The organism is Butyrivibrio hungatei DSM 14810 (assembly GCF_900143205.1).
GTDB lineage: Bacteria > Bacillota > Clostridia > Lachnospirales > Lachnospiraceae > Butyrivibrio > Butyrivibrio hungatei.
Genome location: NZ_FRDH01000004.1, coordinates 1 through 23,313, shown reverse-complemented (window position 1 = coordinate 23,313; position 23,313 = coordinate 1). Strand labels below are relative to the sequence as shown.

Annotated in this window: 21 protein-coding genes and 1 tRNA gene; 2 read left to right on the top strand and 20 right to left on the bottom strand. The window is 39.9% G+C overall.

The features are described from left to right. The first annotated feature begins 12 nt into the window (after positions 1-12). Positions 13-921, top strand: a complete 909-nt coding sequence (epsC, locus tag BUA02_RS04130) for a serine O-acetyltransferase EpsC (RefSeq protein ID WP_072701292.1) — start codon at positions 13-15, stop codon at positions 919-921. Between the two features lie 74 nt (positions 922-995). Here the strand turns inward: epsC and BUA02_RS04125 are convergent, their stop codons facing one another. The 6 genes from BUA02_RS04125 to BUA02_RS04100 form a co-directional block, all read right to left on the bottom strand. Then, entirely contained in the window at positions 996-1,364 is a 369-nt protein-coding gene (locus tag BUA02_RS04125) for a hypothetical protein (protein ID WP_072701290.1), read from the bottom strand. 81 nt (positions 1,365-1,445) lie between these two features. Then, complete coding sequence (locus tag BUA02_RS04120) at positions 1,446-2,444, bottom strand: tRNA dihydrouridine synthase (RefSeq protein WP_072701288.1); 999 nt, start codon at positions 2,442-2,444, stop codon at positions 1,446-1,448. Between the two features lie 14 nt (positions 2,445-2,458). Next, positions 2,459-3,277, bottom strand: coding sequence for an energy-coupling factor transporter transmembrane component T family protein (locus BUA02_RS04115; RefSeq protein WP_330393319.1), 819 nt, complete (start codon positions 3,275-3,277; stop codon positions 2,459-2,461). Positions 3,278-3,310: 33 nt separating this feature from the next. Then, complete coding sequence (locus tag BUA02_RS04110; protein WP_072701284.1) at positions 3,311-5,017, bottom strand: ABC transporter ATP-binding protein; 1,707 nt, start codon at positions 5,015-5,017, stop codon at positions 3,311-3,313. Positions 5,018-5,021: 4 nt separating this feature from the next. Further along, a complete protein-coding gene (locus BUA02_RS04105) occupies positions 5,022-5,576 on the bottom strand; it encodes an ECF-type riboflavin transporter substrate-binding protein (RefSeq protein WP_072701282.1) in 555 nt (184 codons plus the stop codon). 46 nt (positions 5,577-5,622) lie between these two features. Beyond that, positions 5,623-7,287, bottom strand: a complete 1,665-nt coding sequence (locus BUA02_RS04100; protein WP_072701280.1) for a putative bifunctional diguanylate cyclase/phosphodiesterase — start codon at positions 7,285-7,287, stop codon at positions 5,623-5,625. Positions 7,288-7,477: 190 nt separating this feature from the next. Between BUA02_RS04100 and BUA02_RS04095 the strand changes: the two genes are divergently transcribed. Then, positions 7,478-8,131 (top strand): hypothetical protein, encoded by a 654-nt coding sequence (locus tag BUA02_RS04095; RefSeq protein WP_072701278.1) that lies wholly within the window; start codon positions 7,478-7,480, stop codon positions 8,129-8,131. Positions 8,132-8,187: 56 nt separating this feature from the next. On the opposite strand, the gene BUA02_RS04090 is transcribed toward BUA02_RS04095, so the two are convergent. The 14 genes from BUA02_RS04090 to BUA02_RS04025 all read right to left on the bottom strand — a co-directional run bounded on the left by BUA02_RS04090 (position 8,188) and on the right by BUA02_RS04025 (position 23,135). Further along, positions 8,188-9,024: a CPBP family intramembrane glutamic endopeptidase gene (locus BUA02_RS04090; protein WP_072701276.1), complete on the bottom strand. Its 837-nt coding sequence runs from the start codon at positions 9,022-9,024 to the stop codon at positions 8,188-8,190. Between the two features lie 24 nt (positions 9,025-9,048). Further along, positions 9,049-9,792 (bottom strand): ABC transporter permease, encoded by a 744-nt coding sequence (locus BUA02_RS04085; RefSeq protein WP_072701274.1) that lies wholly within the window; start codon positions 9,790-9,792, stop codon positions 9,049-9,051. After that, positions 9,789-10,520, bottom strand: coding sequence for an ABC transporter permease subunit (locus BUA02_RS04080; RefSeq protein ID WP_071175546.1), 732 nt, complete (start codon positions 10,518-10,520; stop codon positions 9,789-9,791). The genes BUA02_RS04085 and BUA02_RS04080 overlap by 4 nt, the downstream gene beginning before the upstream one ends. Further along, complete coding sequence (locus BUA02_RS04075; RefSeq protein ID WP_072701272.1) at positions 10,517-11,362, bottom strand: ABC transporter ATP-binding protein; 846 nt, start codon at positions 11,360-11,362, stop codon at positions 10,517-10,519. Before BUA02_RS04075 ends, BUA02_RS04080 begins: the two co-directional genes overlap by 4 nt. A gap of 55 nt (positions 11,363-11,417) precedes the next feature. Beyond that, entirely contained in the window at positions 11,418-13,550 is a 2,133-nt protein-coding gene (locus BUA02_RS04070; RefSeq protein ID WP_072701270.1) for a M13 family metallopeptidase, read from the bottom strand. Positions 13,551-13,572: 22 nt separating this feature from the next. After that, positions 13,573-14,655 carry a DUF6765 family protein gene (locus BUA02_RS04065; RefSeq protein ID WP_072701268.1) on the bottom strand — a complete coding sequence of 361 codons (1,083 nt, stop codon included), beginning with the start codon at positions 14,653-14,655 and terminating at the stop codon, positions 13,573-13,575. A 12-nt stretch (positions 14,656-14,667) separates the two neighbouring features. Continuing rightward, the gene (locus BUA02_RS04060; protein ID WP_071175542.1) at positions 14,668-15,198 is read right to left on the bottom strand and encodes a DUF308 domain-containing protein; all 531 of its coding nucleotides are present in this window, start codon (positions 15,196-15,198) and stop codon (positions 14,668-14,670) included. Next, positions 15,195-15,767, bottom strand: coding sequence for a hypothetical protein (locus tag BUA02_RS04055; protein ID WP_072701266.1), 573 nt, complete (start codon positions 15,765-15,767; stop codon positions 15,195-15,197). The genes BUA02_RS04060 and BUA02_RS04055 overlap by 4 nt, the downstream gene beginning before the upstream one ends. Then, positions 15,764-16,579: a CPBP family intramembrane glutamic endopeptidase gene (locus BUA02_RS04050; RefSeq protein WP_072701264.1), complete on the bottom strand. Its 816-nt coding sequence runs from the start codon at positions 16,577-16,579 to the stop codon at positions 15,764-15,766. Before BUA02_RS04050 ends, BUA02_RS04055 begins: the two co-directional genes overlap by 4 nt. 956 nt (positions 16,580-17,535) lie before the next feature. Next, positions 17,536-18,579, bottom strand: coding sequence for a hypothetical protein (locus tag BUA02_RS04045; protein ID WP_072701262.1), 1,044 nt, complete (start codon positions 18,577-18,579; stop codon positions 17,536-17,538). 455 nt (positions 18,580-19,034) lie between these two features. Continuing rightward, on the bottom strand, positions 19,035-19,874 hold the full coding sequence (locus BUA02_RS04040; RefSeq protein ID WP_072701260.1) for a hypothetical protein: 840 nt from the start codon (positions 19,872-19,874) through the stop codon (positions 19,035-19,037). 462 nt (positions 19,875-20,336) lie between these two features. After that, positions 20,337-20,409, bottom strand: a tRNA-Pro gene (locus tag BUA02_RS04035). 105 nt (positions 20,410-20,514) lie between these two features. Then, on the bottom strand, positions 20,515-22,080 hold the full coding sequence (locus BUA02_RS04030; protein WP_178297603.1) for a glycosyltransferase family 39 protein: 1,566 nt from the start codon (positions 22,078-22,080) through the stop codon (positions 20,515-20,517). Between the two features lie 2 nt (positions 22,081-22,082). Continuing rightward, complete coding sequence (locus tag BUA02_RS04025; RefSeq protein WP_072701256.1) at positions 22,083-23,135, bottom strand: substrate-binding domain-containing protein; 1,053 nt, start codon at positions 23,133-23,135, stop codon at positions 22,083-22,085. Positions 23,136-23,313: the final 178 nt, after the last annotated feature.

Genomic DNA, 23,313 nt, shown 5'->3' with positions numbered 1-23,313 from the left:
AGATAATGCCTTATGGACTTTAATACAGATAACAGTAAAGATACTTTAAAAGATGAGATCAAAAGTATTGTTGACATGATCCTTGCTGACTATGAAAATGGCAGAGACATAGATCAGATGGACGTCTTCAATCAGCCAGACAGGGATGCAGTAAAAGATATTGTGATAAAGCTTATCCGCATTATCTACCCTGGATACTACAGAGACAAGGTCTACAAAAGTTACAATGACAACAACAGGATTGCTGTTGTTATCGAAGATGTCATCTACAATATGCAAAAGCAGATAGCAATAGCATTCCACCACAGTCCTGATTACAAGAATGCTACTGATGAGACTTTAGATTGCGGAGCAAGATGCATCACCCACGAGTTCTTTAAGCAACTTCCTAAGATCCGTGAATACTTAGATACAGACCTTCAGGCATGCTACGATGGAGACCCTGCAGCATACAGCAAAGGAGAGATCATCCTTTCTTATCCAGGTCTTTTGGCAACAACGATCAATAGAATCGCACATGAGCTCTATCTCCTCAAGGTGCCGCTTATTCCTAGAATGATGACTGAGTATGCGCATTCCAAGACCGGAATCGATATTCACCCAGGTGCGACTATTGGAAAATACTTTATGATAGACCATGGTACAGGCATTGTTATCGGCGAAACTTCTATTATCGGAGAACACGTCAAGATCTATCAGGGTGTTACTATCGGTGGTCTTTCAACTCGTGGAGGTCAGGCTCTTAAAGGTGTAAAAAGACATCCTACTATCGAGGATAACGTTACGATCTATTCCGGTGCATCAATTCTTGGTGGTGAAACAGTTATCGGCGCAGACACAGTTATTGGCGCTAACGCATTCATCACTTCATCTGTTGAGCCCGGAAGCCGCATCAGCATGAAGAATCCATGTGACAAATAAAACCTTAAATATAACAAACAAGCGCATCTGCATAAAGCAGATGCGCTTTTATATACTTCTCATATTTCACATGATCACTGTGCAGATGTTTCTGATGTTGCTTCTACAGACTCAGATACTGATGCTTCTGATGTTGCCTCAGCTGCTGTATCAACAGATGCCTCAGAAGATGCGGTAGCTGCTGTATCAACAGATGCCTCTGAAGATGCGGTGACTGCTGCATCAACAGATGCTTCAGAAGATGCAGCTACTGCTGCATCGACAGACTCTGGTGTATCCCCACTTTTTTTCCAGATTGCCTTACCTGCAAATGCTGCGATCAGTGCCACTACGACAAGTGCACAAACAACCTTTGCAATCTTTCTTCTAATCTTCTGCTTGGCAAGTCTCTGTTTTCTGCCAGCTTTCTCTTTTTTGTATGCATCAATCTTTTCCTGACTCATGCCTCTTTCCTCACTCCTGTTCATATATTTATGCCATACCACATAGAACTGAACATAGAAAATTTTAATACACAAGGTCCATTATGTAAACTCACAGCTAGAAAAAATATTATTGACTGCAGCCAGATATTCTCCTTTGCTACGAGCCTTGCGAATAGCCTTAAGCTGCTTATCACAATCCTTAAAGTGAACATGCAAAAATGCCCAGTGTTCAAGCATCTTAAAGATCACATTTCTCTCTTCCGGAATATAGCCTTCATATCCAGCGTACAGCTTGTCCAAATAATCTTTTAATTCCTTAGCACCTAGAGGTTCTCCTCCACAAATTTCTCTTACAAGAGCAGGGTTTTCCACAAGACCTCTGCCTATCATGTAGGAAATATCCACATCAGGTAGTTCTTTATCCAGATACTCTTTTATCCTGGTGTAATCTGAAACTGTAGAAATACTGCCATTGTAGCAGATATCAGCCTTACCACCATTTTCTCTGTAGATCCTGACCGCCTGACAAAATGTATCAAGTCTTGGCTCGCCTTTATAAAAGTCGCTTCTAACTCTTGCATGAATAGTAAGTTCGCTTGCTGGGTAAGAAGCCAACACCTCCATAAGTCTTGGTGTTTCAGATACATCCATAAGTCCAAGTCTTGTCTTTAGCGATACCTTAAATCCTAGATTTTCTTTATCCACAGTATCAAAGATATCATAGAGCATCCTGTCCAAAATATCAGGATCTTCTAAAAGTCCTGAGCCTTTATGTCTGTTAACAACAGTAGCTGCAGGGCATCCCATATTGAGGTTTATCTCATTGTACCCAAGAGCACTGATCTTCTTGGCAGCCCATATGAAGATTTCTGCCTGATTAGCCATAAGCTGAGGCACTATCTCATTTGATACATCACAAAAAGACGTGCTGTACTCAGGAAGCACGTCTCTTTGTTCACGTTTTTTGAAATGATAATTCTTGGCAGCTGTAAGAAATGGTGTAAAATACTTGTCCATTTCTTTGCCAAACATGTCTTTATGAATATTTCGAAGAGGATAAAGAGTTATACCCTCCATTGGCGCATAATAAAAAGCCATGTTCCTCCTAAAACTCAAGCGAATGGATTATAGAAACGATTTCCATCATGGAAAGTAATGATCATAGTTACCGCAAAGAAAACTATGACAAATGCGATAACAACATAATCAGGTGTCATGAGCTTTCTACGTGAATACCAGCTTCTCTTTTTCTTTTTGCCAAAGCCTCTTAGCTCCATGGCGTTGCTGACAACGTCAATTCTCTCCATTGTTGAAAAAAGAAGTGGAAAGATGATAACAGCTGTATTCTTGATCCTTGACAACATCTTGCCCTTGGAACTCATCTCAATGCCTCTTGCTTCCTGGGCATTTCTGATCCTGTGGAATTCATCCTGAACATCAGGAATATACCTAAGGGCAATCTCAAGAGAATACGCGATCATATATGGAACGCCAACTCCATTAAGAGATGATGCCAGCTCACTTGGATCTGTAGTAACAAGGAAAATGAACACAGCAGGTATTACTGTGAAGTACTTGATAAATACATTGAACTCATAAAAGAGCTGTTCCTTGGTAAGTGTATATGGTCCAAAGAGGTGCGCTATCTCATGTCTTGTGCCATATATCTCGCATCCCTGGTATGGTGCAAAGAAAAAGATACATGTGAGATTTATCACCATAAAGAACATGATAGCAATAAAAACGCCGCTTACCTGTTTCCACTTAGTTCCAGATATCACATAGATGATACCTCCCATCAGGATCATCAAAAGAAGTATTCTGGTATCAAAAGTAAGTGCACTGGTAAGGCACCACAGCAAAAAGAACACAAGCTTGGTAAAGCCACTTAGCTTATGTATCGGCGTATCCTTTTTTTCGTACGAAATCATTCTACTCATAAAACAAAACCAATCTATAAATAATTATTTGGATTTCTCACTGTCAATAAAGCGCGCCACAAATTCTCCAGCATCGCTGATATCACATTTCTGCGCAAGGTCATAAAGAGATGTTCTCTTAAGATATGCTCTGTTGCAAACCTCATCATTGGTAAGCACTTCTTCTGGAGCAGCATCCATAATGAGCTGACCATCTGTAAGCACAAGAGCTCTGTCTGTGTACTCCAGCATCAGATGCATATCGTGAGTGATCATCATAATAGTGATCCCAAGCTTTTCTTTTAACTCATGTAAAAATTCCATGATCTCAGTATAGTGTTCATAGTCCTGACCGGCAGTAGGCTCATCAAGGATAATGAGCTGTGGATCAAGCACAAGTATCGAAGCAATAGACACTCTCTTTTTCTGTCCGAAAGAAAGAGCTGATACAGGCCAGTTTCTGAATGGGTAAAGACCGCAGATCTTAAGGATCTCGTTTACCTTTTCTTTGACCTTGTCTTCTGGAACACCGCGCACTGTAAGTCCCAAAGCCACTTCGTCATAGATCATAGGCTTAGAGATCATCTGATTTGGACTCTGGAGGCAATAGCCTATCTTCTCTCCTCTTTCCTTGATGGAATACTGAGAGAGATCCTCGCCATCAAAATAAATATGACCTTCATCAGGATCAACAAATCCGCAGATAAGAGAAGCAAGTGTTGATTTACCTGCACCATTTTTGCCCACAAGAGAAACCATCTCGCCCCGCTTTATCTCAAAGCTGACGTCATTTATGATAGTCCTTGCTTCATCATATCTGAACTTAAGTCCATCTACTTTCAAAAGCACATCAGAAGTAGTCTCTTTTCTGTCCATAGAAATACTGTGGAACCAGTCTTTGACTATCTTCTTGTATGGCTCAATATTCATAGTCTCAATATGCTGAGGATGATCAGCTGGATCTATCTTGGCTCCTGCTGCCTTCAGAGCTGCCACATACAATGGCTCTCTGATACCATTCTCCAGCAAAAGATTCGATGAAAGGAGTTCATCCGGATGCATATCTGCAACTATCTGTCCGCCTCCCATCAATATTACTCTGTCTATATCCTTGTAGAGTACATCTTCAAGTCTATGCTCAATGATGATAACAGTCAGATCTTCCTGTTTAAGAATATCGTCAATAAGTGCGATAGTTCTTTTTCCAGTGGCTGGATCAAGGTTTGCAAGCGGTTCATCAAAAAGCAAAACCTTAACATCACATGCCATAACGCCGCCAAGGGATACTCTCTGCTTCTGACCGCCGGAAAGAGCTCCTGGGGCATTTCCTAAAAAGTTTGTAAGTTCAAGTTGCTGTGCTACATTTGCTACTTTTTCAAACATCTGCTCCTGAGGCATATTGTCATTTTCAAGAGCAAATGCTATATCTTCTGCAACGCTTAAGGCAATAAACTGTCCGTCTGTGTCCTGAAGAACAGTACCAACAATTTGGGACATGCCAAAAACTCCGAGCTTCTTGGGCTCCCGCCCATCAACTCGGAGTGTTCCGCTCATATCCCCTGCATAAGAACAAGGGATAAGAGCGTTTAAGCAATGTGCCAATGTAGATTTACCTGAACCAGACTGTCCTGCAATCAGGATCTTCTCGCCTGGGTAAATTTTTAAATTGATATTTTTCAGCGTAGGTTCCTGCTGGGACCTATACTTGAATGTAACGTCTGAAAACTCAATGATTGGAGCACTACTAACCAACCTATTAATCCTCCGCCTTCAGATCAGATGATTTTCCAGCTACCTTTGAGTAAACTGTAAGAAGAATTGATCCGAGAATACCAATTATAACAATATTGCAAACGAATGCAACTGCACCCTGTGCAAATACCTTGTTGGCTGGCTCTGAATAAACAAGAATATCAAGAACTGGCGCAACAATCATCCAAGCTACTGCATTTGCAACAATCTGAACGACATTGAAAAGAATACAGCTCTTTGTGTTGAAGCCGCCTTCTTTAACAGCGTACTTAGCTGCAAAGAAACCAACAGCAATTCCTACAACACCTTCTGGGAATACCCAGCTCCACCATACTCCGCCATAAAATAGAGCATCGCCAAGTGCGTGACCAAGAAGACCAACTACACCACCAACGATAGGGCCAAATACAGCTGCGAAGAATGCAAGAACTGCCATTCTAGGCTGAAGAGATGTGTTAGGAACGAAAAAAACAGGAATCTGAACGTTTGTAAGTACTACAAACAGAGCAGTTCCTATACCCATAGCAACAACTTCTTTAATCCCAAACTTTTTATCCATCACTTTTCCTCCACGTGAATATATTGTTAGCAACGTACTTATAGTACTATCTTTTATATTTCTTTTCAAACATTTCTACAGGCATTGGCTCATCAAAATAAAAGCCCTGAAACATCTCGCATCCCATCTCGATAAGCTTCTCAAACTGTTCCTTAGTTTCTACGCCTTCTGTGATGACTCCCATGCCAAGTTCATAGGCCATATCTATAGTATATCTGAGTATGACCATAGCTCTCTCATGGTTGTCAGTCCTTCTTAAGAATCCCATATCGATCTTGAGGACATCTGCATTTATATCTTTTAACATATTAAGAGATGAATATCCGCTTCCGAAATCATCGATCTCAACAATAAAGCCGCTCTGTCTAAGTTCTGCTATAAGCTTTGCACACTTGTTGACATCAGATGTTACAGCTGTCTCTGTAAGCTCGATGTTAAGATGTAGTGGATCTATCTTGTATTTCTCAATGAGACTTGTAAATTCTTTTTTGATATCCAGATAATAAAGATCCTTTGGAGAGACATTAACTGAAAGAGACATCTTACTCCATTTAGTTCCCTTCCAGGCCGCAAGCTGCCTTGCCGCAAGTTCCCATACATACTTATCAAGCTTATAGATAAGATCTGCCTTTTCAAGAACCTTGATAAAGACTTCCGGCTCTATTACTCCATTTTCTGGGTGAAGCCACCTTGCAAGGGCCTCTGCTCCATACACTTCCCCATTTGCTCTTATCTGAGGCTGCAGGTATATTCCAAACTGCTGATCAAAGAGTGCAAAATCAAAGCTTGAAAGGATCTCTTTTTCCAAAAGAGCATTAACAAGCATATCATCGCTATACCACGCAATCTCGCATGCGTTATCTCTTTTGATAGACTTACATGCCATGTAGGCTCTGTCGCACATAAAAGAAATATCCATCCCCGGATCAACAATCTCATAGATACCGATCTGAATGTGAATAGAATAAGATGTACTGATGATTCGCCCAGCAAGCTCATTTACAGCCAGCGAAAACTCTTTATCACTGAACCTTTCCTTTGGCATAACAAGCGCAAAGTGATCTCCATTGATCCTGCCATAGACGTCATCGTCCATAACTCGCTGTGCAAGAAGTTCACCAATGTGCATCAGGATGGCATTACCTTTTTCAAGGCCAAAAAGCTGATTGATGAGCTTGAAATCCTTGATATTGGAATAGATAAGAAGGAAGTCTTTGTCAGGATTAGCATTAAGTAGCTTTCTGGTCTCCTGGAAAAATCCCTCTTTGTTGTAAAGATGGGTAAGCTCATCATGAGTGAGTCTGTACTGTTCGCCCATTCCATTTTCTATAACATCAGAAAGATTCTGGATTATATAAACATGACCTGCAGGTATACTCTCTTCGTCCAAGAGCTGACGATATCTGACTCTAAAGAGTCTCTCCTTGTCATCAACCTTATAGATCCTGCTCCACGTGGGAGTATCCCAGGCAACGCCAATATCTTTCATCCAATCCAAAAAAATCTTGTAAAGCATATCAAGATCATCTTCTGAATGTAACATTGAAAATGCACGTTTATTGGCATAGACACAGTGCTTGTCCTGAGTCAGAATGATAAGCCCATTGTCTTCATACTGGGCTCCATAGTTGATGAGGCGTAAGATATTTTCTGCCTCTACCTCTCGATTGTAATAATATGCGTTTTTACCAAAGATAAAGTCGGGATTCATGTTGTATTCCTATTTTCTAGTCTATTGGTTACGTTATACTACCACACTAATCTTATTGTACACTAAATCACCAAATTATAAAAAGAAAACTTATTTTTTCTTTACACTTTTTTAAGCAAAGAAAATGAGCTTTTATAGTATCATTAATTTACAAAAAAGAGCGTCTTACTCAGTATTTTCGGGAGGTCTCATGCACGAGTCTACTCAGATCTCACGCGGTGAAGGTACCGTTACAGTCATCTTTAACACCGCAAGCACAACCGAAATTTCTCCCCCAGCCATACGAGCTGGCGACTATAAACAATTAGTTGACTCCTGTTTCACGGCAAAAGAGCTTTCTTACATCGATGAAGGTTCAAACGCAGAAGTCAGCTTTACTTTTGTTATGTCTGATGAGATTCCATCCGCTGAAGTTTCTTCTCAATTTGAAGTTGCAATTGCAAATATAGAAAAAGAGATTGGAAAGGTAAGTGAAGGAGTTTTCTTTGATGCCCGTTCCACCAAGGCTATTGGAGACTCAGACAGCAGCGTTGATTCGTTAAAAGAACCAGTGGAGTTCCAGTTTGATGTTCCATTATATCTCAGAAAAGAAAACAGAGAGTACTACGTACTTGCCAATAACAAAGGAGTTTGTACACTACTTAATGACATAGATAAAGAAGCTGACACCATAACCATTGAAGCCAATTCCATCGCAAATTGCCTCATCCTCTACCAGGACGGTGTTCCAAAATCTGAATCTACCTCCAAATTCCAGATAACCTCGTCTCATCTCTTCATAGTATCGATCTTGATACTAGTGGGAATATGGTTCTTCGTGGACAGAGTACATAGTAGGATATAAAAAAGACCGCATAACTGCGGTCTTATTCTTTAAAAGACATTATCTTTGGATATTCCCTACCACTCTCGCCTTATTTTTTCAAAGTCGATAGTCTTACCAACCTTCTTCCATACAATAAACGTCAGGACTGTATTTATTGCAGCGATCACAAAGTATGTAATAAGGATCTGTACTCCGTCTTCACCGGTATTGATATACGATGAACCTGAATTATTCACCGGAACAAATAATCCTTCTGTATAACCAGCCAAAAAGTCAAATAATCCATGTGTCACACCGCAGGCCCATATATTTCTGGTCTTCCAATACAGTATAAGAAGGGCCAGTCCAAAAACGCCTGATTCCAAGGTTTTGGCTACAGCCTGTCCCCATGCGATAGAGGACGTGGCATCGAATTCTCCCACAATATGTGCTGCTCCGAATACTACTGAAGATACTACAGCACTTAGGGCAAAGACATATTTCTTTTCCCTGAACTTATAGATTATCGCATCGTTTATAACTGCCCTGAAAGCAAGTTCTTCAAAAAGGCCCACAGACATGAACATAAGAAACACGATGATAATTTCCAATACCGGGTTATCTTTCAGTGGAACCTGATCTTCTATACCAGAGATCAGCAAAACTGAACCCATGATCAGGGACATCACCAGAAATCCTATGGAATTCACAATGACATATCCAGTGGAAACATAGCAGGATGTCAGTGTCTTATCTCCTGATATCTGGTACAAGAAAAAGCACACTGCTCCGCAAAGCATGGTCCTTATTATAAAGAACTGAAAATTCGACTCTCCAGGCACCGCTTTAAAGCACACAACCACATATACTATGCAGAGCGCAGCAGTTATCAGCGGAGATCTTTTCATGAATTCAATATACTTTTTTAACATTGGTATTCTCCTGAATGAATCATATCAGAAATCCAGCTCTTTTTTCCTAAAGAGCAGATATGCCAAAATAATGGAAATAGTGCAGATCTTTGCGACATGCCAAAGCAGTGTAAAGATTGCCGTGCCACCGGTAAGCAGCAAGTCTACCTTTGCACACTCCAGGGCATGTGCAAAAATATGCCTGTCTATATGCAAAAGGTTGATCACTGGAATAACATTCAGGCCGCTCAACAGCGTATCTCCTGCAAAAAGCAGGAATGCATCCACCAGTGTTGCATAGGCAACATTCTTGCTCCAGAAAAGAATGATCATGGATATTGTTGCATAGCCCAGAACTGTAAAGGCATTGACCAGTATTGAACTATATAAAAAGCTACTTTCTGAGGCATTCATCTTCGCGCCCATTCCCAGACCTACAATGGTGATGAAAAGAGTATAGATTCCATATGAAATAAAGGTTACGATCACACAATTAATGAACTTGGCAATCAAAAGCCTCCTTCTGGAAATTCCTCTTCCAATGAGGCACTGCATAGAATTTGACGTGAACTCATCAGCATATACACTCACATATATGGCAATTCCAATAAACAGATTCATTGTTTTTATAGCTGTTCCCTGATTAGAAGCAAATGAAAGTCCGCTGAGCCCATCGCCCTTTGATTGAATAGTCCATAAGAGTGAAATAAGGAGGCAAATTCCAAGCACGATCCAATATGACGGTTTTCTCAGGATTCTTTTCACATCTGCAAAAATTAGATTTTTCAAAAGTCAAACTCCTTTCTCCGGAAAAAATAAGTGGTGATTGCCAGGGCTGCCAAAAGATAACAGGCTGCAGGCAGAAGCTGCCAGGGGGCTGCTCCCACTTCTATTCCGGTATATGCCCAATCAAGCATACCGTCAAAGGTATAGTCATATAACGAAAGTGAAGAAAAAAATTCTACTATGTTAAACACCAGTTTAAACACAACCGTAAATGCAATACATGCAATGATACCAAGGACTGTCGAGCCAGAGATGTACATGATCATTGCAGAAAAGACAATGTATCCAAAATGTCTAAGCCACCTCAGAAGGATAAATATAATAAGATTCACCTGTTGCTGCGGGCTTAGTACGATTGCTGATCCTGTATTTATTACAATAAGAGCCACTGTAATTATGACCAGATACAGGCAAAGAAGTACGATGGCGGCATCAAGGAGCTTGGCAATTATGAGTTTATCCCTGGTTATACCATGACCAAGCACAGTCTGCATGGATTTTGAAGACAACTCATGTGCAAAAACAGCATAGAATGTGGGAAAGACTATAAAAAGAGCCATAGGCGCTCCGCTAAGTGATTTTTGCACACCATTTATCAGTCCGATCGAGCCATCATTTACAACGCCTTCAAGTACTGTATATGAGATATAGATCAGCGCAAGCAAAAGACCTGCATAGATAAGGCCAACTCGAAAGATACGTTTCAAATCTGCTCTTAACAAATTTCTCATTCTGCTGATCCTCCAATGAGTTCAAAGTAATAGTCTTCCAAAGTAACTTTTTCTTTTCCTTCTTTCAGGATATCAATACCATTTTCTTTAAGAATACTTTTGGCTCTTTCCAGATTACCTGCAGAAACTGTCAGTTCTACTTCAGGGCGCTTTGCAGAAAGGTCATCCTGTGTTATCTCTTTTGCTATAACTCCGTTGTGTACTATACCGAAACGATCCGCAGTATTCTCCAGTTCACCAAGAATATGGCTTGACACTATGACTGTCATACCAAACTCATCCCTGAACCTGCGTATCATATGCCGGATATCAGCTATACCCTGAGGATCCAGGCCGTTGGTCGGTTCGTCAAGAATTAGAATGTCAGGATTTCCAAGGATCGCATTTCCTATTCCAAGACGCTGTTTCATTCCAAGGGAATATCCCTTGGCTTTCTGATTCTCCTTGCCGTCTGTAAGACCTACAACCTTGAGAACACGGTCCACTTCCTGCTTTAGAGCTTTTCCTTTGAGCCCCTTTGCAGCTGCATAGTATTCAAGATTTGCTCGTCCTGAAAGGTATCCGTAGAAATTGGATCCCACAAAAAATCCAACCTTTGACCTGCCTTCAAACAGCTCTTTTCGATTCTTTGAGCCATCTATGGAAACAGTGCCGGAAGTGTATTCCGACAATCCAAGAATCATCTTGAATATGGTGGTTTTTCCTGCGCCATTTTTACCTATCAGGCCGTAGATATCGCCTTTATTAACCTGCATGGTGACACCTTTTAGTACATCATGCTTACCATAGCTTTTGATTATGTTATCAAGCCTTATTGCTGCATTTGAAATCTCTGATCCCATAATTAGTCTCCTTTAAAAACGAAAGTTTATTATCTGGATATATCTGGATAAGCCATCACCAGACATTGACTCTTTTTTCCGGGTTTAAGTACATTCCATCTCCCGGCTTAATATCATAGGTTTCAATGAATTCATCATATTGTTGGAGCATAATGTTTATTCTGAGGAAAGGAAGAGGATGTACGTCACCTCTCATTGTGCCAAGCTCGCTTTCCTTAGTTGTCTGCTGTGCATATTGCCTTGCAAAGGCCCTGAAAAACTCGTCATAATCAAAATCAGGTAAATCCCTTGCCACATATAGAACTGACTTGATGCCTCCCATATCAGCTATGGCTTCATCTTTTATATTGTTTCCATTTACTTTCTGCATCCCAGGAATAGGTCTTGCCAGTGAAAAATAACCGGCAAGCTTTGATGCTTTTTCATCCATCTTTGACCTGTCCTGTACCGCCATCCAGTCGATAGGGATTATATTTTCATCGAACTGACGTCCGTACAGATCAAACTTTGTTCCGTTAGAATCAAATCCATGAGTTATCTCATGGCCAATAGTAGTTCCTACGATTCCAGCAAACTGCTCAAGTGATGCATCTTCTCCGAATGCCGCATCACACATGGCTAAGTAACCTGCCATTATATAGATGCCGTTTTCTCCTGTATAATATACGCAGTTAACCTCGGTAGTAGTTTTACCTGTATCATAGATATCCCACTTAAATCTGTCCCAGTCTGGATTCTTACTTATAGCAGCCCTGTGAGCTTCCAACATGCGCCTGCCCTCAGCTGCAGCCTCAACAAGGTTGCCTCCTTCCTCGTAGGATCTTATCTCCGCTGCCGAATAATCAGCAACATTATCAGGCTTTACAAGGTGCAGAGCCATATTTTGCAATTTTTCTTTTGCAGCAGTTTTGGTATCCTCTGACATCCAGTCTTCTTCATCAAGTATTTGTGAATAAACCTTTATCAGCGCGCCAGTAAATTCCTCTACCCGATCTGTCTTTTCGCTGTCCTTAAAATATTTTTCCAGGTATAAAGTATCTAACAATGGAAGAAATCCGCAGATTTTCATATCATTTCTAAAGAGGACGCTGCACTGGCCATCTGATAATCCCTCCTGGCTGCCGGTGCTTGGGTTATAAAGGGCAACCATCTTTTCATATGATTCGCGATCAAGAAGATACTTGATCGAATCAATGGTATGTACTATAAGAAATGCCTTAATATCCTTAAGATTCTTTTCGCTATAAATCCCGGATAGAGACTTAAGATATGTATAATCCACGTAAAAACTATTGCATCTGGAGTAGCCTCTGCTATCTAATATCTGTAAGAGCGGATAGCCCCCTTGTAAGGCATCTATCCCTTCTCTGTTATTTTGAGCCTGTGTAAACATTTCTCTTACGCCGAAATAATCCATATTACTGTTTCTGGCGATATATGTCTCTATTCTGTAATTGCCTTTTATGATGTCTTTGATCTCTTTTTCAGAAAAACCAAGTCGTCCAAGATAATAGCCAATTACATCATCGCATCTTTCCTTGGCTGCTAATGTGCTACTTGTATATTCCACGTAAGAAGAGGCAGATCCGAGAGAAAGAGCTGGTGCCTTGAGGTTTAGTGTACTCTTGTCCGGAAACTGCAGTTGCGGTCCTATGGAATCCGGTATCAATAGCCCAAGGCCAAAGGGATTTTTCTCAAGACTTCCCTGATAATCTGTAAGTTCACTTATAGAAGATATGCTTTGTATGTCTGAAATATATTTTTTAAGCGGTTCTACTCCAAGCTTATTTCTCTCATCCCAATCAGAGTATAGCTTTACCAAAGACTTGTACTTTTCTGCATTGGTACCTGTCATAGTATCATCAGAGGCAATCGCCATACATCTTTCGTATATCAGCTTGGATGCATCAAGAACTATACTGGCCTCTTCATAAGCTGGATCTATAACTGCAGACAAAATATAGTCTTTATTTGCAGCCGCAGCAAAGTCGTCCTGAAGCCGTATGTTGTCTTCCGCCCCAACCACGCCGATCACATCGGAATCAACCCACTTTCCTCCTCCAGGTGTTCCAGAAACATCTTCTGTCTCGTCACTGCCATCTCCACATCCTACAGACACGAGTATCAGAGCGGTCATAAGAAACACTGATGTAGTTCTTCTGAATATATTCCATTTGTTTTCTCTCATTGACTACCTTCTCCTATCTCATCTATAAAACACCCACAAGCTTATTGCCTGATTCCATTATCTTTCCAGCTATCATCTTTTTATGTGAAAGAGCTGCTTCAAAGAAACGACCAAGATATGTGTCTGACTTATCCCCGGCTAGCAGATACAGATCGACATATCCGTCCATATCAAAATCCGGAATTTTTTCCCCGGAAATGCTTTCCCCCAGGGCCTTCCAGTCAGCTGAAGCATAAACCTGTCTTTTTGCAATTATCCCGCGAATCCTATCAAGATGTGGCTGAATATTGTCCCAGGCATAAGTATCTTTTTCAAACACATCTATCTCCCCATTGAGGTAACTCAGAGCATATACCATCTGAGCAAAAGCATGCTCATAATCATGTGGATTATCCTTGATAATTTCTTTGTAGTCTCCCCATGCCGGCAGATAAACATATCTGATGTAACTATAATCGGGCAAATGTCCGGCACGTCCATGCCCCAGATTCATAATTGAATTCTCATATGACTGATATACACTACTAACGTATACTGGTTTATCCACGTCCTCCGATGCAGTTGGATTATGAGAAAACTCGATCCGTCTACGTTCTGGCTCTGAGCCATTCTCTGGAAAAAGTTCATAAAAGTACCAGTTTGTGTTATTTATTACCAATGAAGGAGTTCCTGCAAAAAATGTATGAGCCCAGGTATCAGCTAGAACATGCATGGCAATTCCAGCAGCTTCCAAGCCCCTGCCCTTTGCATTTTTCACTGTATCCACCAATAGATTGCCATTCGGCCCGCATATCAATCGGTATTTATCTTTATAATTCTTTGAGCCCTTATCTACATCTGCATATAGATCTTTAGGCAAAAAATGAAAAGCTGACCAGATTCTTGTTATATCGCACAAACCTATCTGGTCTGTTCTTGCCTGTAATAGCTCTGCCTGTAACTGGGTGGTGGCTGCCGCTGATGGTCCCCCTGTCTTTTTCAGCCAAGTCCTTGAACAGTGATCAACTAACTGGGCCCCATAACATATATCAAGGCTGCTTTTATGATCGTATCCAGCCAGCAATGCAGCGCAGTATGTAGCATAATAATGAAAATCTCCCTGCATTTTTTCTCCTGTTTAACCAATAGTTATAACCTGTTGACGGCGGAAAGTATTAGCTATACTTATGACTGCTGAAAGAATGAAGCCTATTGCACAAATACTCACAACTCTCGCTCCACTTCTCATAAAGATCAGGCAGCTAGCAGCAACCAGGATCTTAACCAGCCCCTGGAAAGTCTTAATTTTCCAAGAGCTTTGTATTCTTCTGGCCTCATTTGCACCAATGAGGTTCACTATGCCTGAAAACGCAAGTGTTCCTGCTAAGTACATAAGGACATATACTTTTGGTACCCACACAAGAGATCCGGTTAATACTCCAAAATCAAAGTATAAGATCCCAAGAAACAGAATATTCCGTCCACCTACCATGTAACGAGCCATGCTGAAATAATACCAAAGCTTACGAATGCCCCTTATCTCCAAGCTTAAAGAAAACACCCCAATAATAGCCATATATGCTTTTTCGCCAAAAACAAGCAATGCAATGCCTATGAGGATCATTGAAACAGCCGAAATGATGTTTTCTATTTTTTTCCAGATCGTCATCTAGTTCCCCACTCTATCTTTTCAAGTTTTCTGATTTTATAAGCCGCATACAAAATCAATATGTAATTAACAAACGCTGTAACTTCCATAATAAAAAAGGCCAAGTCTATATTTCCGCTTGAATCTGTGGAATTAAAAAAATAGAAAATATTCGATATTATCAACATTCCAGTAAATATTGCGCTAAGGAAAGAAAGCACAAGATAAAGCCTGTTACACTTTTTGGCAGTCTGTCGTCCCACTCTATAGGCATTTAAACCAATGTACAGATGGTACAAAAAAGCTATAGCACAAAAAAGAAAAAGTATCAGAAGAACTACTATCCACGAAATGATCTTCACAAACTTCTCAAATTCAGTGCCAATAGTCATGATGCCGCCTTGATTCATTGCTATTTCAATATGTTTTGCAATTGTATCTTCCCCCAGGAAAAAAACAATAAATAGCTTGATGATATCCCATATTGACATGATGATCACCATCCCGCCACTTATAGCCAAACTATCCCTATAACGACGAAGCTGAATCTGTATTCCCTGATTTTGGGGCTTGTATAATGTATCATTCATACTTGGTTCCACTTCTTATCCCATATTTCACAAGCTTTTGCCATCTTGTTTTTGCTCAACAAATAAAGTGCGAATATACCAATGATTGCAGCCACTATAATGTCATACACCAGTCGTCCCGTGTTATACTGCTGTGTAAGTATGCCTTCCGCGGAAAGGTATGGATCCGTTACAAAACAAATATAGTCGAACAAACCGTGTGCAAATATTGGAAATATTACGCTACCAGTCATTAAGAACAATTCAGAAAACAAAAGCCCCAAAAAAGTTGCATGAATCACCTGTATCAGGCTCATAAGCATATCCGCCCCCTCTAAGATGTTACCTAAATGCATCAAGCCGAAGATCACAGATAATAAGATCACTGCAACAAGTCTTTTTGATCTCTTAACATATCTCATGATAAGTGCCAGAGCCAATAATCTGAACATTGTCTCTTCTCCGAATCCAGCAGAAAGCCCCATAGTGATTGCTTTAAATGATGGATTGAAATAAAATGGTACTCCCATACACAAAGGCGTGATCAATGTAAATATAAGAAGAGCAATGAACGGAAGTATTATTATGCAAATGTCTTTTGCCGAAGTTTCCGCTTTCACGAATCCTTTAAATTCTGGAGAAAACCAAACCTTAAAGATGATCATCATTATTGCCGCAGCAATGCAAATTCCTATATTTCCGCCTTCTTCAGAAATCTTTTGACCTAATGATCCTCCTACAGCTATAAAAGCCGACGGAATAATGATGCTGAGTACAACTGCGATATAGGGCTTCTTTTCGCATAATAAATGGTTCTTTGCTCTTTTATTCATATAATTCCTCCTGTAATGATATATACGGAAGGCCTGCAATTATCATTTTTTATCACTTTTATATTACCATTTATAGTTAAGTAATTATCTTAAATAAGTATAAACATTAAGACAATGACCTATGCTCTTTTCCGTCCATCAATTGTTTTCCTTTCTTCATTGACTTGTATTTTTTCTTGTAGTCTCTGCTTGGGGGTGGGATTATGCTGGATTTGTGCTTATATTTAGGCTTGTGTTACGCACAAATACGCAAATTTATATATACTGACGTAGTGTAATAACTCAAATTTACTTCTCTTATCCAATACTTGCTTAATAGACGTAAAATTATCCCACCGTGTTACGTCTGCTGGCAATTGCTTCTTAACTAGACGTAATCTCTGTCTCTACATTACGTCCATCATGTAAATCCACTTATTTAGACGTAATTTTCAGCCTCTACATTACGTCCACAACACAAATTTCACATCTTTCGGCGTAATCTACTATATAGCCATTACGTCAATAAAGTGCAAACCGTCCATCAAGACGTACCTGCTTTCAAGAAGCTACTTCTAACACCAAAAACTTGGATTTCCGACGTAAATGCTAGACTCAGCTTACGTCTGTTTAGAAAAAACAAGAAAATAAAACAGGCCCACATAAAAGCAGGCCTAAATCAATCGGAGTGACGTGATTCGAACACGATTGAAAAATCTCAAAGTCCGCATGGAAAGGAGGTTTGACAACACCGACTGACCTCTTGGTCAAACAACTGGTCAAACAGTTTCTATTGACTTCCCCATACCATTCTCACATCAATGTCTTAGGTATGAATAACTCCATTTATAGAACACAAAATATTTTTTTCTTTTGCAAGTTTAATATAATTCCGAGCATTATTGTCATCCAACAATAAATTGCAATTATTTCTACATAATCATCTACCTCCTTGTACATGATCAACAACTAGCTTTTTAAATCTGACTGTCTACAGTGCTTCCCTTTACATCACTTGAAAGCAGGCTCAACTTATTGAGAATATTAGTAATCTCAGTATTAACAGCATTCTGCGTATCTTCCATAGATGCACCTTCAGAAATAATAGTTCTCTGGGCTTCCTCTGCTCCCATACTGTCAGCTTCTGCACGTTCTCTTCTGGCAATGGCTCGTTTGGTATCAGCACTGGTCCTATTACTCTCTGCAGCGTGTTCCTTGATATTCTCTATCATTTCCTGCTGCATAGCTTCTTTTTCGAGCTTCTTTGCTTCTTCCTTCTTCTCTTCTTTCTTCTTTTCGGCAGCCTCTTTGGCCTCTTCCTCGCGCTCTTTCTGCTCTTCATCTACATGCTCAACTGCTTCCTGCGTCAAAAGAGCTATAGCCTCTTCGCCCGCTGTTTCCATAATATCTTCAGCTTCATCCTGAGCTTTCAACATATCCTGTGACTTGGCTCGTTCTCTTTTCATATCTGCATAGCCCTGAACATTTCCCATCTGCTGAGCTTTTGCTCTATCTATATCAAGAGAGTTCTGCTGATTTGCAGCCACATAGTAAAGTGCTTTCTGCTGATACTCCGACATTTTACTGATTTCTTCATCCGATAATCCATCTTTGGAATTATTCATCTTAAACGCCAATTTTGAGAGTTCCTTGCTCTCTTCGCCATCAGGATCAATACCATATTCTTCCTGAAGTTCTTTTAACTTGGCGTCATTCTCCATCGTGTTCGCAGTCTTCTCGTTGATCTCGTCCTGAAGGCGCTTTATCTCATCTTTAATAGACTGCATCTGTGCATCCAGCTTCTTTTCTCCACCAAATGCATCGGAAACCACCTTCAGTGCCTGCTTTCTGGCCAGGCCCTGCCTCTGCTGAACAAGGCTTTTACCCTTCAGATTGGCACCGGATACTGAGGACATATTACCACTCTTATGTGCAGTCTTCGCTGCCCCAGCGGTCGACTCAGCATTATTCTGATTTGGGAAAGGATTAATTTGTACATCCGTGTTCTGTTGTATCCTCATAAAGCACCTCCACTTATGGCAAAACTGATAAAATCTTGTATCAGGCATAGTTATGGTCTTCTCTCTATATATCGGCAATAATGATACTTTATTAAAGTCTGACTAGCTCACTTTTTTTATCGATATTTGAAGGCAAAATTGATGACAGCACATCTGAATAATTTTCAGTGCTCGTATGCTTCTATCCATAAATTCCTAAAAAAAATATTTATCATTACATCTCATTTATCAGATAACAATTGTTAATGGTCAATAGTTGTTATCAAACTTTTCAAGAAAACTTGGATTTTAAACGTAAATACTAGAATCAGTTTACGTCTATTTTGAACAAACAAGAAAAAAGAGCCCGCTTAAATGAGCTGCTTAAATTATTTACACTATTGAAGTGCATATAAATCACATTTTTGTTCATTGTTATTTAGATAATTTCCCCCTAACTATCAAATAGAATGCTATTACTCAAGAAAACCTTTTATCTTTATTTTCACAAGCCTGACATCTAGCGGTTTTTCTCTTGTTTCCATTGTTATGATCAGGTTATCTCCTAGTATTATCCCATGCTTTTCATATTCAATAATCTTGCTAAAATTCTTTGTCGCATAACTTTCATCATCAACCAGCCCTAAGTGTTCCCAATATACTGTTTTTCCATTTTTGACATTCAAGATGGCAAAATCAGGATAAATCTTTTTGGAATACTTCATGCTATATTCTCCAGTATATCTCGTATTATCTATATTCAATTCAATGCACGGTTCATACTGATAAGGAATTTGATAGTCATAGAACATATCTGCAATTATCTTTTCTGACTTGGATCTTACTAGTTCTCCTCTTTTAGTTGTAACAGTAGCATCCTTCTGAAACGGATTCTTATCTCCTGGATGATCAGCGTACCATTTTTCAATTATCATTTCCTTTGTTGGAATTATCGGATCTATTAGATTTTTGCGACCCACATGAAGTTTCTCATAGATAGCCTCGATGTTATTCACATCATAGCTTGTTAGGAATTTCTGAAGTTTCTTACTTGATTGCTCTAGTTCTCTTTTAATCTTTTGATCATACTCTCTTTGCACTAATGCTTTAATCTTGTCTTTTTCACTTGCTGGAATATATATCTCCTTCTCATCTCCTACTGCCCGGAAATGGTATTGCGGATAGCCATGACTAGAACAAACTCTAAGTTTTCCCTCTTCTAGGTCTTTCGATTTTTTGAGTCTTTTATCCACCTCTTTTGCTAAGTGATTAATTTCAGCCAATTGTTTCGTTAGTTCTTTTCTGTAGTCTACCAAATGTTTCCCTCGATTCTTTTTTATTTCTTATATGCTTCAAATTACGCAAGAATATGAATATCTCTATATACAGGCGTAATTTCTGTTCCTTCCTTACGTCTACTATTTCAAATTTGTATTTTAGACGTAATTCCTATTCCTCCCTTACGTCTGATATTTCTAACTTGCATTATAGACGTAATATCTCATTTTTATTTACGCCTATTCCCCACACTCTAAGCATAATGACGTAAAAGTACCTACAAACACTACGTCTTCAATCCAAGACTGCCTCAACAGACGTAATCACATATATATGCACTACGTCAATAACATCAAAACGCCATTAGAGACGTAACATCTCTTAAGAAGCTACTTCAAATACTCAAAACATGGATTTCCGACGTAATTACTAGAATCAGTTTACGTCTGTTTTGAACAAACAAGAAAAAGTGAGCCCGCATAAAGCGGACTCTTCTCTAATCGGAGTGACGTGATTCGAACACGCGGCCCCTACCTCCCTAAGATAGTGCTCTACCAACTGAGCCACACCCCGACGACGTTCTCCATTATATAACGCAGGCGTTATAAAATCAATAAGTATTACTGGCCGAGGCAGAAAATCTCCTACTAAAATAAAAACTTTATGCCCTGTATATTCTTAGTGCAGATCCCAGAACATGTACACAATCATGGAACAACCAAGCGTCATGGCCATAGCGAAGTTTGTGATATATTTTACCCAGCGGGTAAACATTCCATCAAAGCCTTCGTTCACTGCCACAAATCCAAGTGATGTAAATACCAGTGAAGCAGTCATGTACCTAAAATCACTGCTGCAGGTATATGGGTACTTGAACACATACAGGCTAAAGCTAACAAGCATAAAGATATATGTAAAAAGTAAAAATGTCGTCTTAAGTCTCATGCTCTGATTCTGCCTGAGCTTAATGAAGTAGCTAACAATAAAGACTACAGTTGTAACTGTAGCAAGCAGAATTGATGCTACATAAGCTATCTGAGCAAATGAAAGAAGATAGTCATTTATCTCAGTTGGAAATGCTTCAGCAAAAAGACCTGTCTGGAAAAGGATTACCCATGTATTGTGGATAGCCTTGGCACTTAATGGGTGGAATGGGAATTCTACGTGGAGATCCCAGATAGATGGGATTCCGATAATTGACCAAACTGAGTAATCACCTGTAAACATCACAGACTCATTAGGAATAAGAGCTGGTGATGGGATTCCAGGCTTCTCGCCAAAAAGCAGAATATTTCTAACAATATAAGCAAGTCCAATAGGGATTGCGATTACTGCAAATACCACATACTGAATGAGACAATCTCTAAGCTCTATAAGGTTTCCATCCTTGATACAGTAGATAAGGTAGCACAAGAAAACAAGCGCTATCGAAAAAGCACAGATAGCTGTATTAAGCTTACTGAGCATTCCAAAGCCAAGAGAAAGTGCGATCAATATAATGTTTAAGTAGCTCTTTTTCCTGATCCATGCAAGAGTTCTCCAGATAGTTGTAAGGAGAAGCAAAAGAGCCAGGATATCGTTGTTGACTGATCCAGCAAGTACCATCATTCTAGGATGGAAAGCAAAGAGCATAAGTCCATATAAAAGATACTTTTCTTTGACGCCGCTTTCTTCAAGGATATGGAGCATAACGACCATGCAAAGAGCTGAATAGATAAGTGTTGGAACCTGAAGATTTTCAAAAGCAAGTGCTTCAGGAACTCCGATAACTCTCTGAATAGTAAGCCACACAGCTTCTATGATGTGGTGAAGCGGTGGATGATAGTATCCAAAGTGCTCGTATGGATCCATGTCTGGCAAATGGAAGAACTTATAAATGTATTCGATATAACCAATATGCCCATTATTAATGTCAGGAGTTCCAAATCCGGTAAATACTCCTCCGTCATTCTGAAGGGTCCATATATTCATAAAAAGAACATAGAACATCCTTACAAGTGTACCAAAGGACACGATCCAAACAATCTTCTTTTCAGTAGTAAGGATTCCTGCAAGGTACTCTCTATAACAAAGTCCAACTGACCCGAGTGCAAGGGCAAAAAACAAAACTATCTGAAGCTGTCTGTCCGCTCCTGCCTCTACTGATGTGTAGGGATTTCCCTGTAATATAGCAGTTATGATAGCCATTATGAAAATGGCAATAACTGACTTGATATATACGCTTTTGTTTAAACTATTTTCCATGATCATTCCTTTATTTCTTCTAAGATCTTATCAGCATTTTCTGCTGTAACTTTTATATAACGGCAGGCAATATAGTGATCATTACTTTCACCAGACACAAACTTCTTAGCCGCCTCAGCTGTAGATATAGCCTGCTGAGCATAATCATTAAAGACTGTTCCTGCAAGTCCGCCATCAATGATTCTCTGCAATGCTTCCTCGAGGCCATCTACACCAACAATAAAAATGTCCTTGCCAGCCTTTTTGTCAGAGTTCCCCAGTGCATCCATTACTCCAAGGGCCATAGCATCATTATTACAAAAAACAACTTCCAGATGACTTCCTTCTGCAAGAGCTTTTCCCATTATCTGATTAGCTGTATCTCTATGAAAATAGCCAATCTCATCACTGACACATTCCATTTTGAATCCTGCATCTGAGAGCATCTCAACTGAATACTTCGTGCGGAACTGTGAATCTATGTTTTCCGGATCGCCCTCAATCATCATATACTGGATCACACCGTCGCCATTTGTATCAACTATACTCATCCCAAGGTCAGAAATGATCTCACCCTGATACATTCCAGACTGTCTGGCATCACATCCGATATAGGTCACATCCCATTCATTCTCTTCCCACCTGGCTTCATCTGTTGCAGCTGGTTCACGGTTGATATAGATCAGTGGTACATCAGCCTCAACAGCTATATCAGTAATAGCCTCTGCTGATGCACTGCTGACAGGATTAACTATCAGCACATCTACCCCTTCATCTATCATCCTTCGAACCTGGGATATCTGAAGATCAGGATCATTGAAGCCATCAAAAAACATTATGTTATCCTTTGAAAAACCTGAATCCACCAGCGCCTTTCCAAGTTCTTCACGGTAAAGACTCATGAACAAATCTGAAAACTGATATATACACACGCCAACTTTTTTATCAGCTATATTTCCGCTTTCTTCTGTGTCTGATCTTTCAACCCCATTCTGATCGTATCCTTTATCACAACCAGCTAGTACCGTGGCCGACAAAACAAATACAGCCAGTAAACTAACTAATGATCTTTTCATAATTTTCCTCCCACATTTGAACACCGGAAATATTATATCATAAATCGTCAACAGATCATTGAATTTGAAATTCTCAGTAGTTACCATTCACAGTTTGGGGATAGCCGCTGGCTGGTTCACTGAGGCCGCGCCCTGCCTCTGCCTAGTCTAGCTAAGTGGGGCCGCCAGCCTAAAGTTT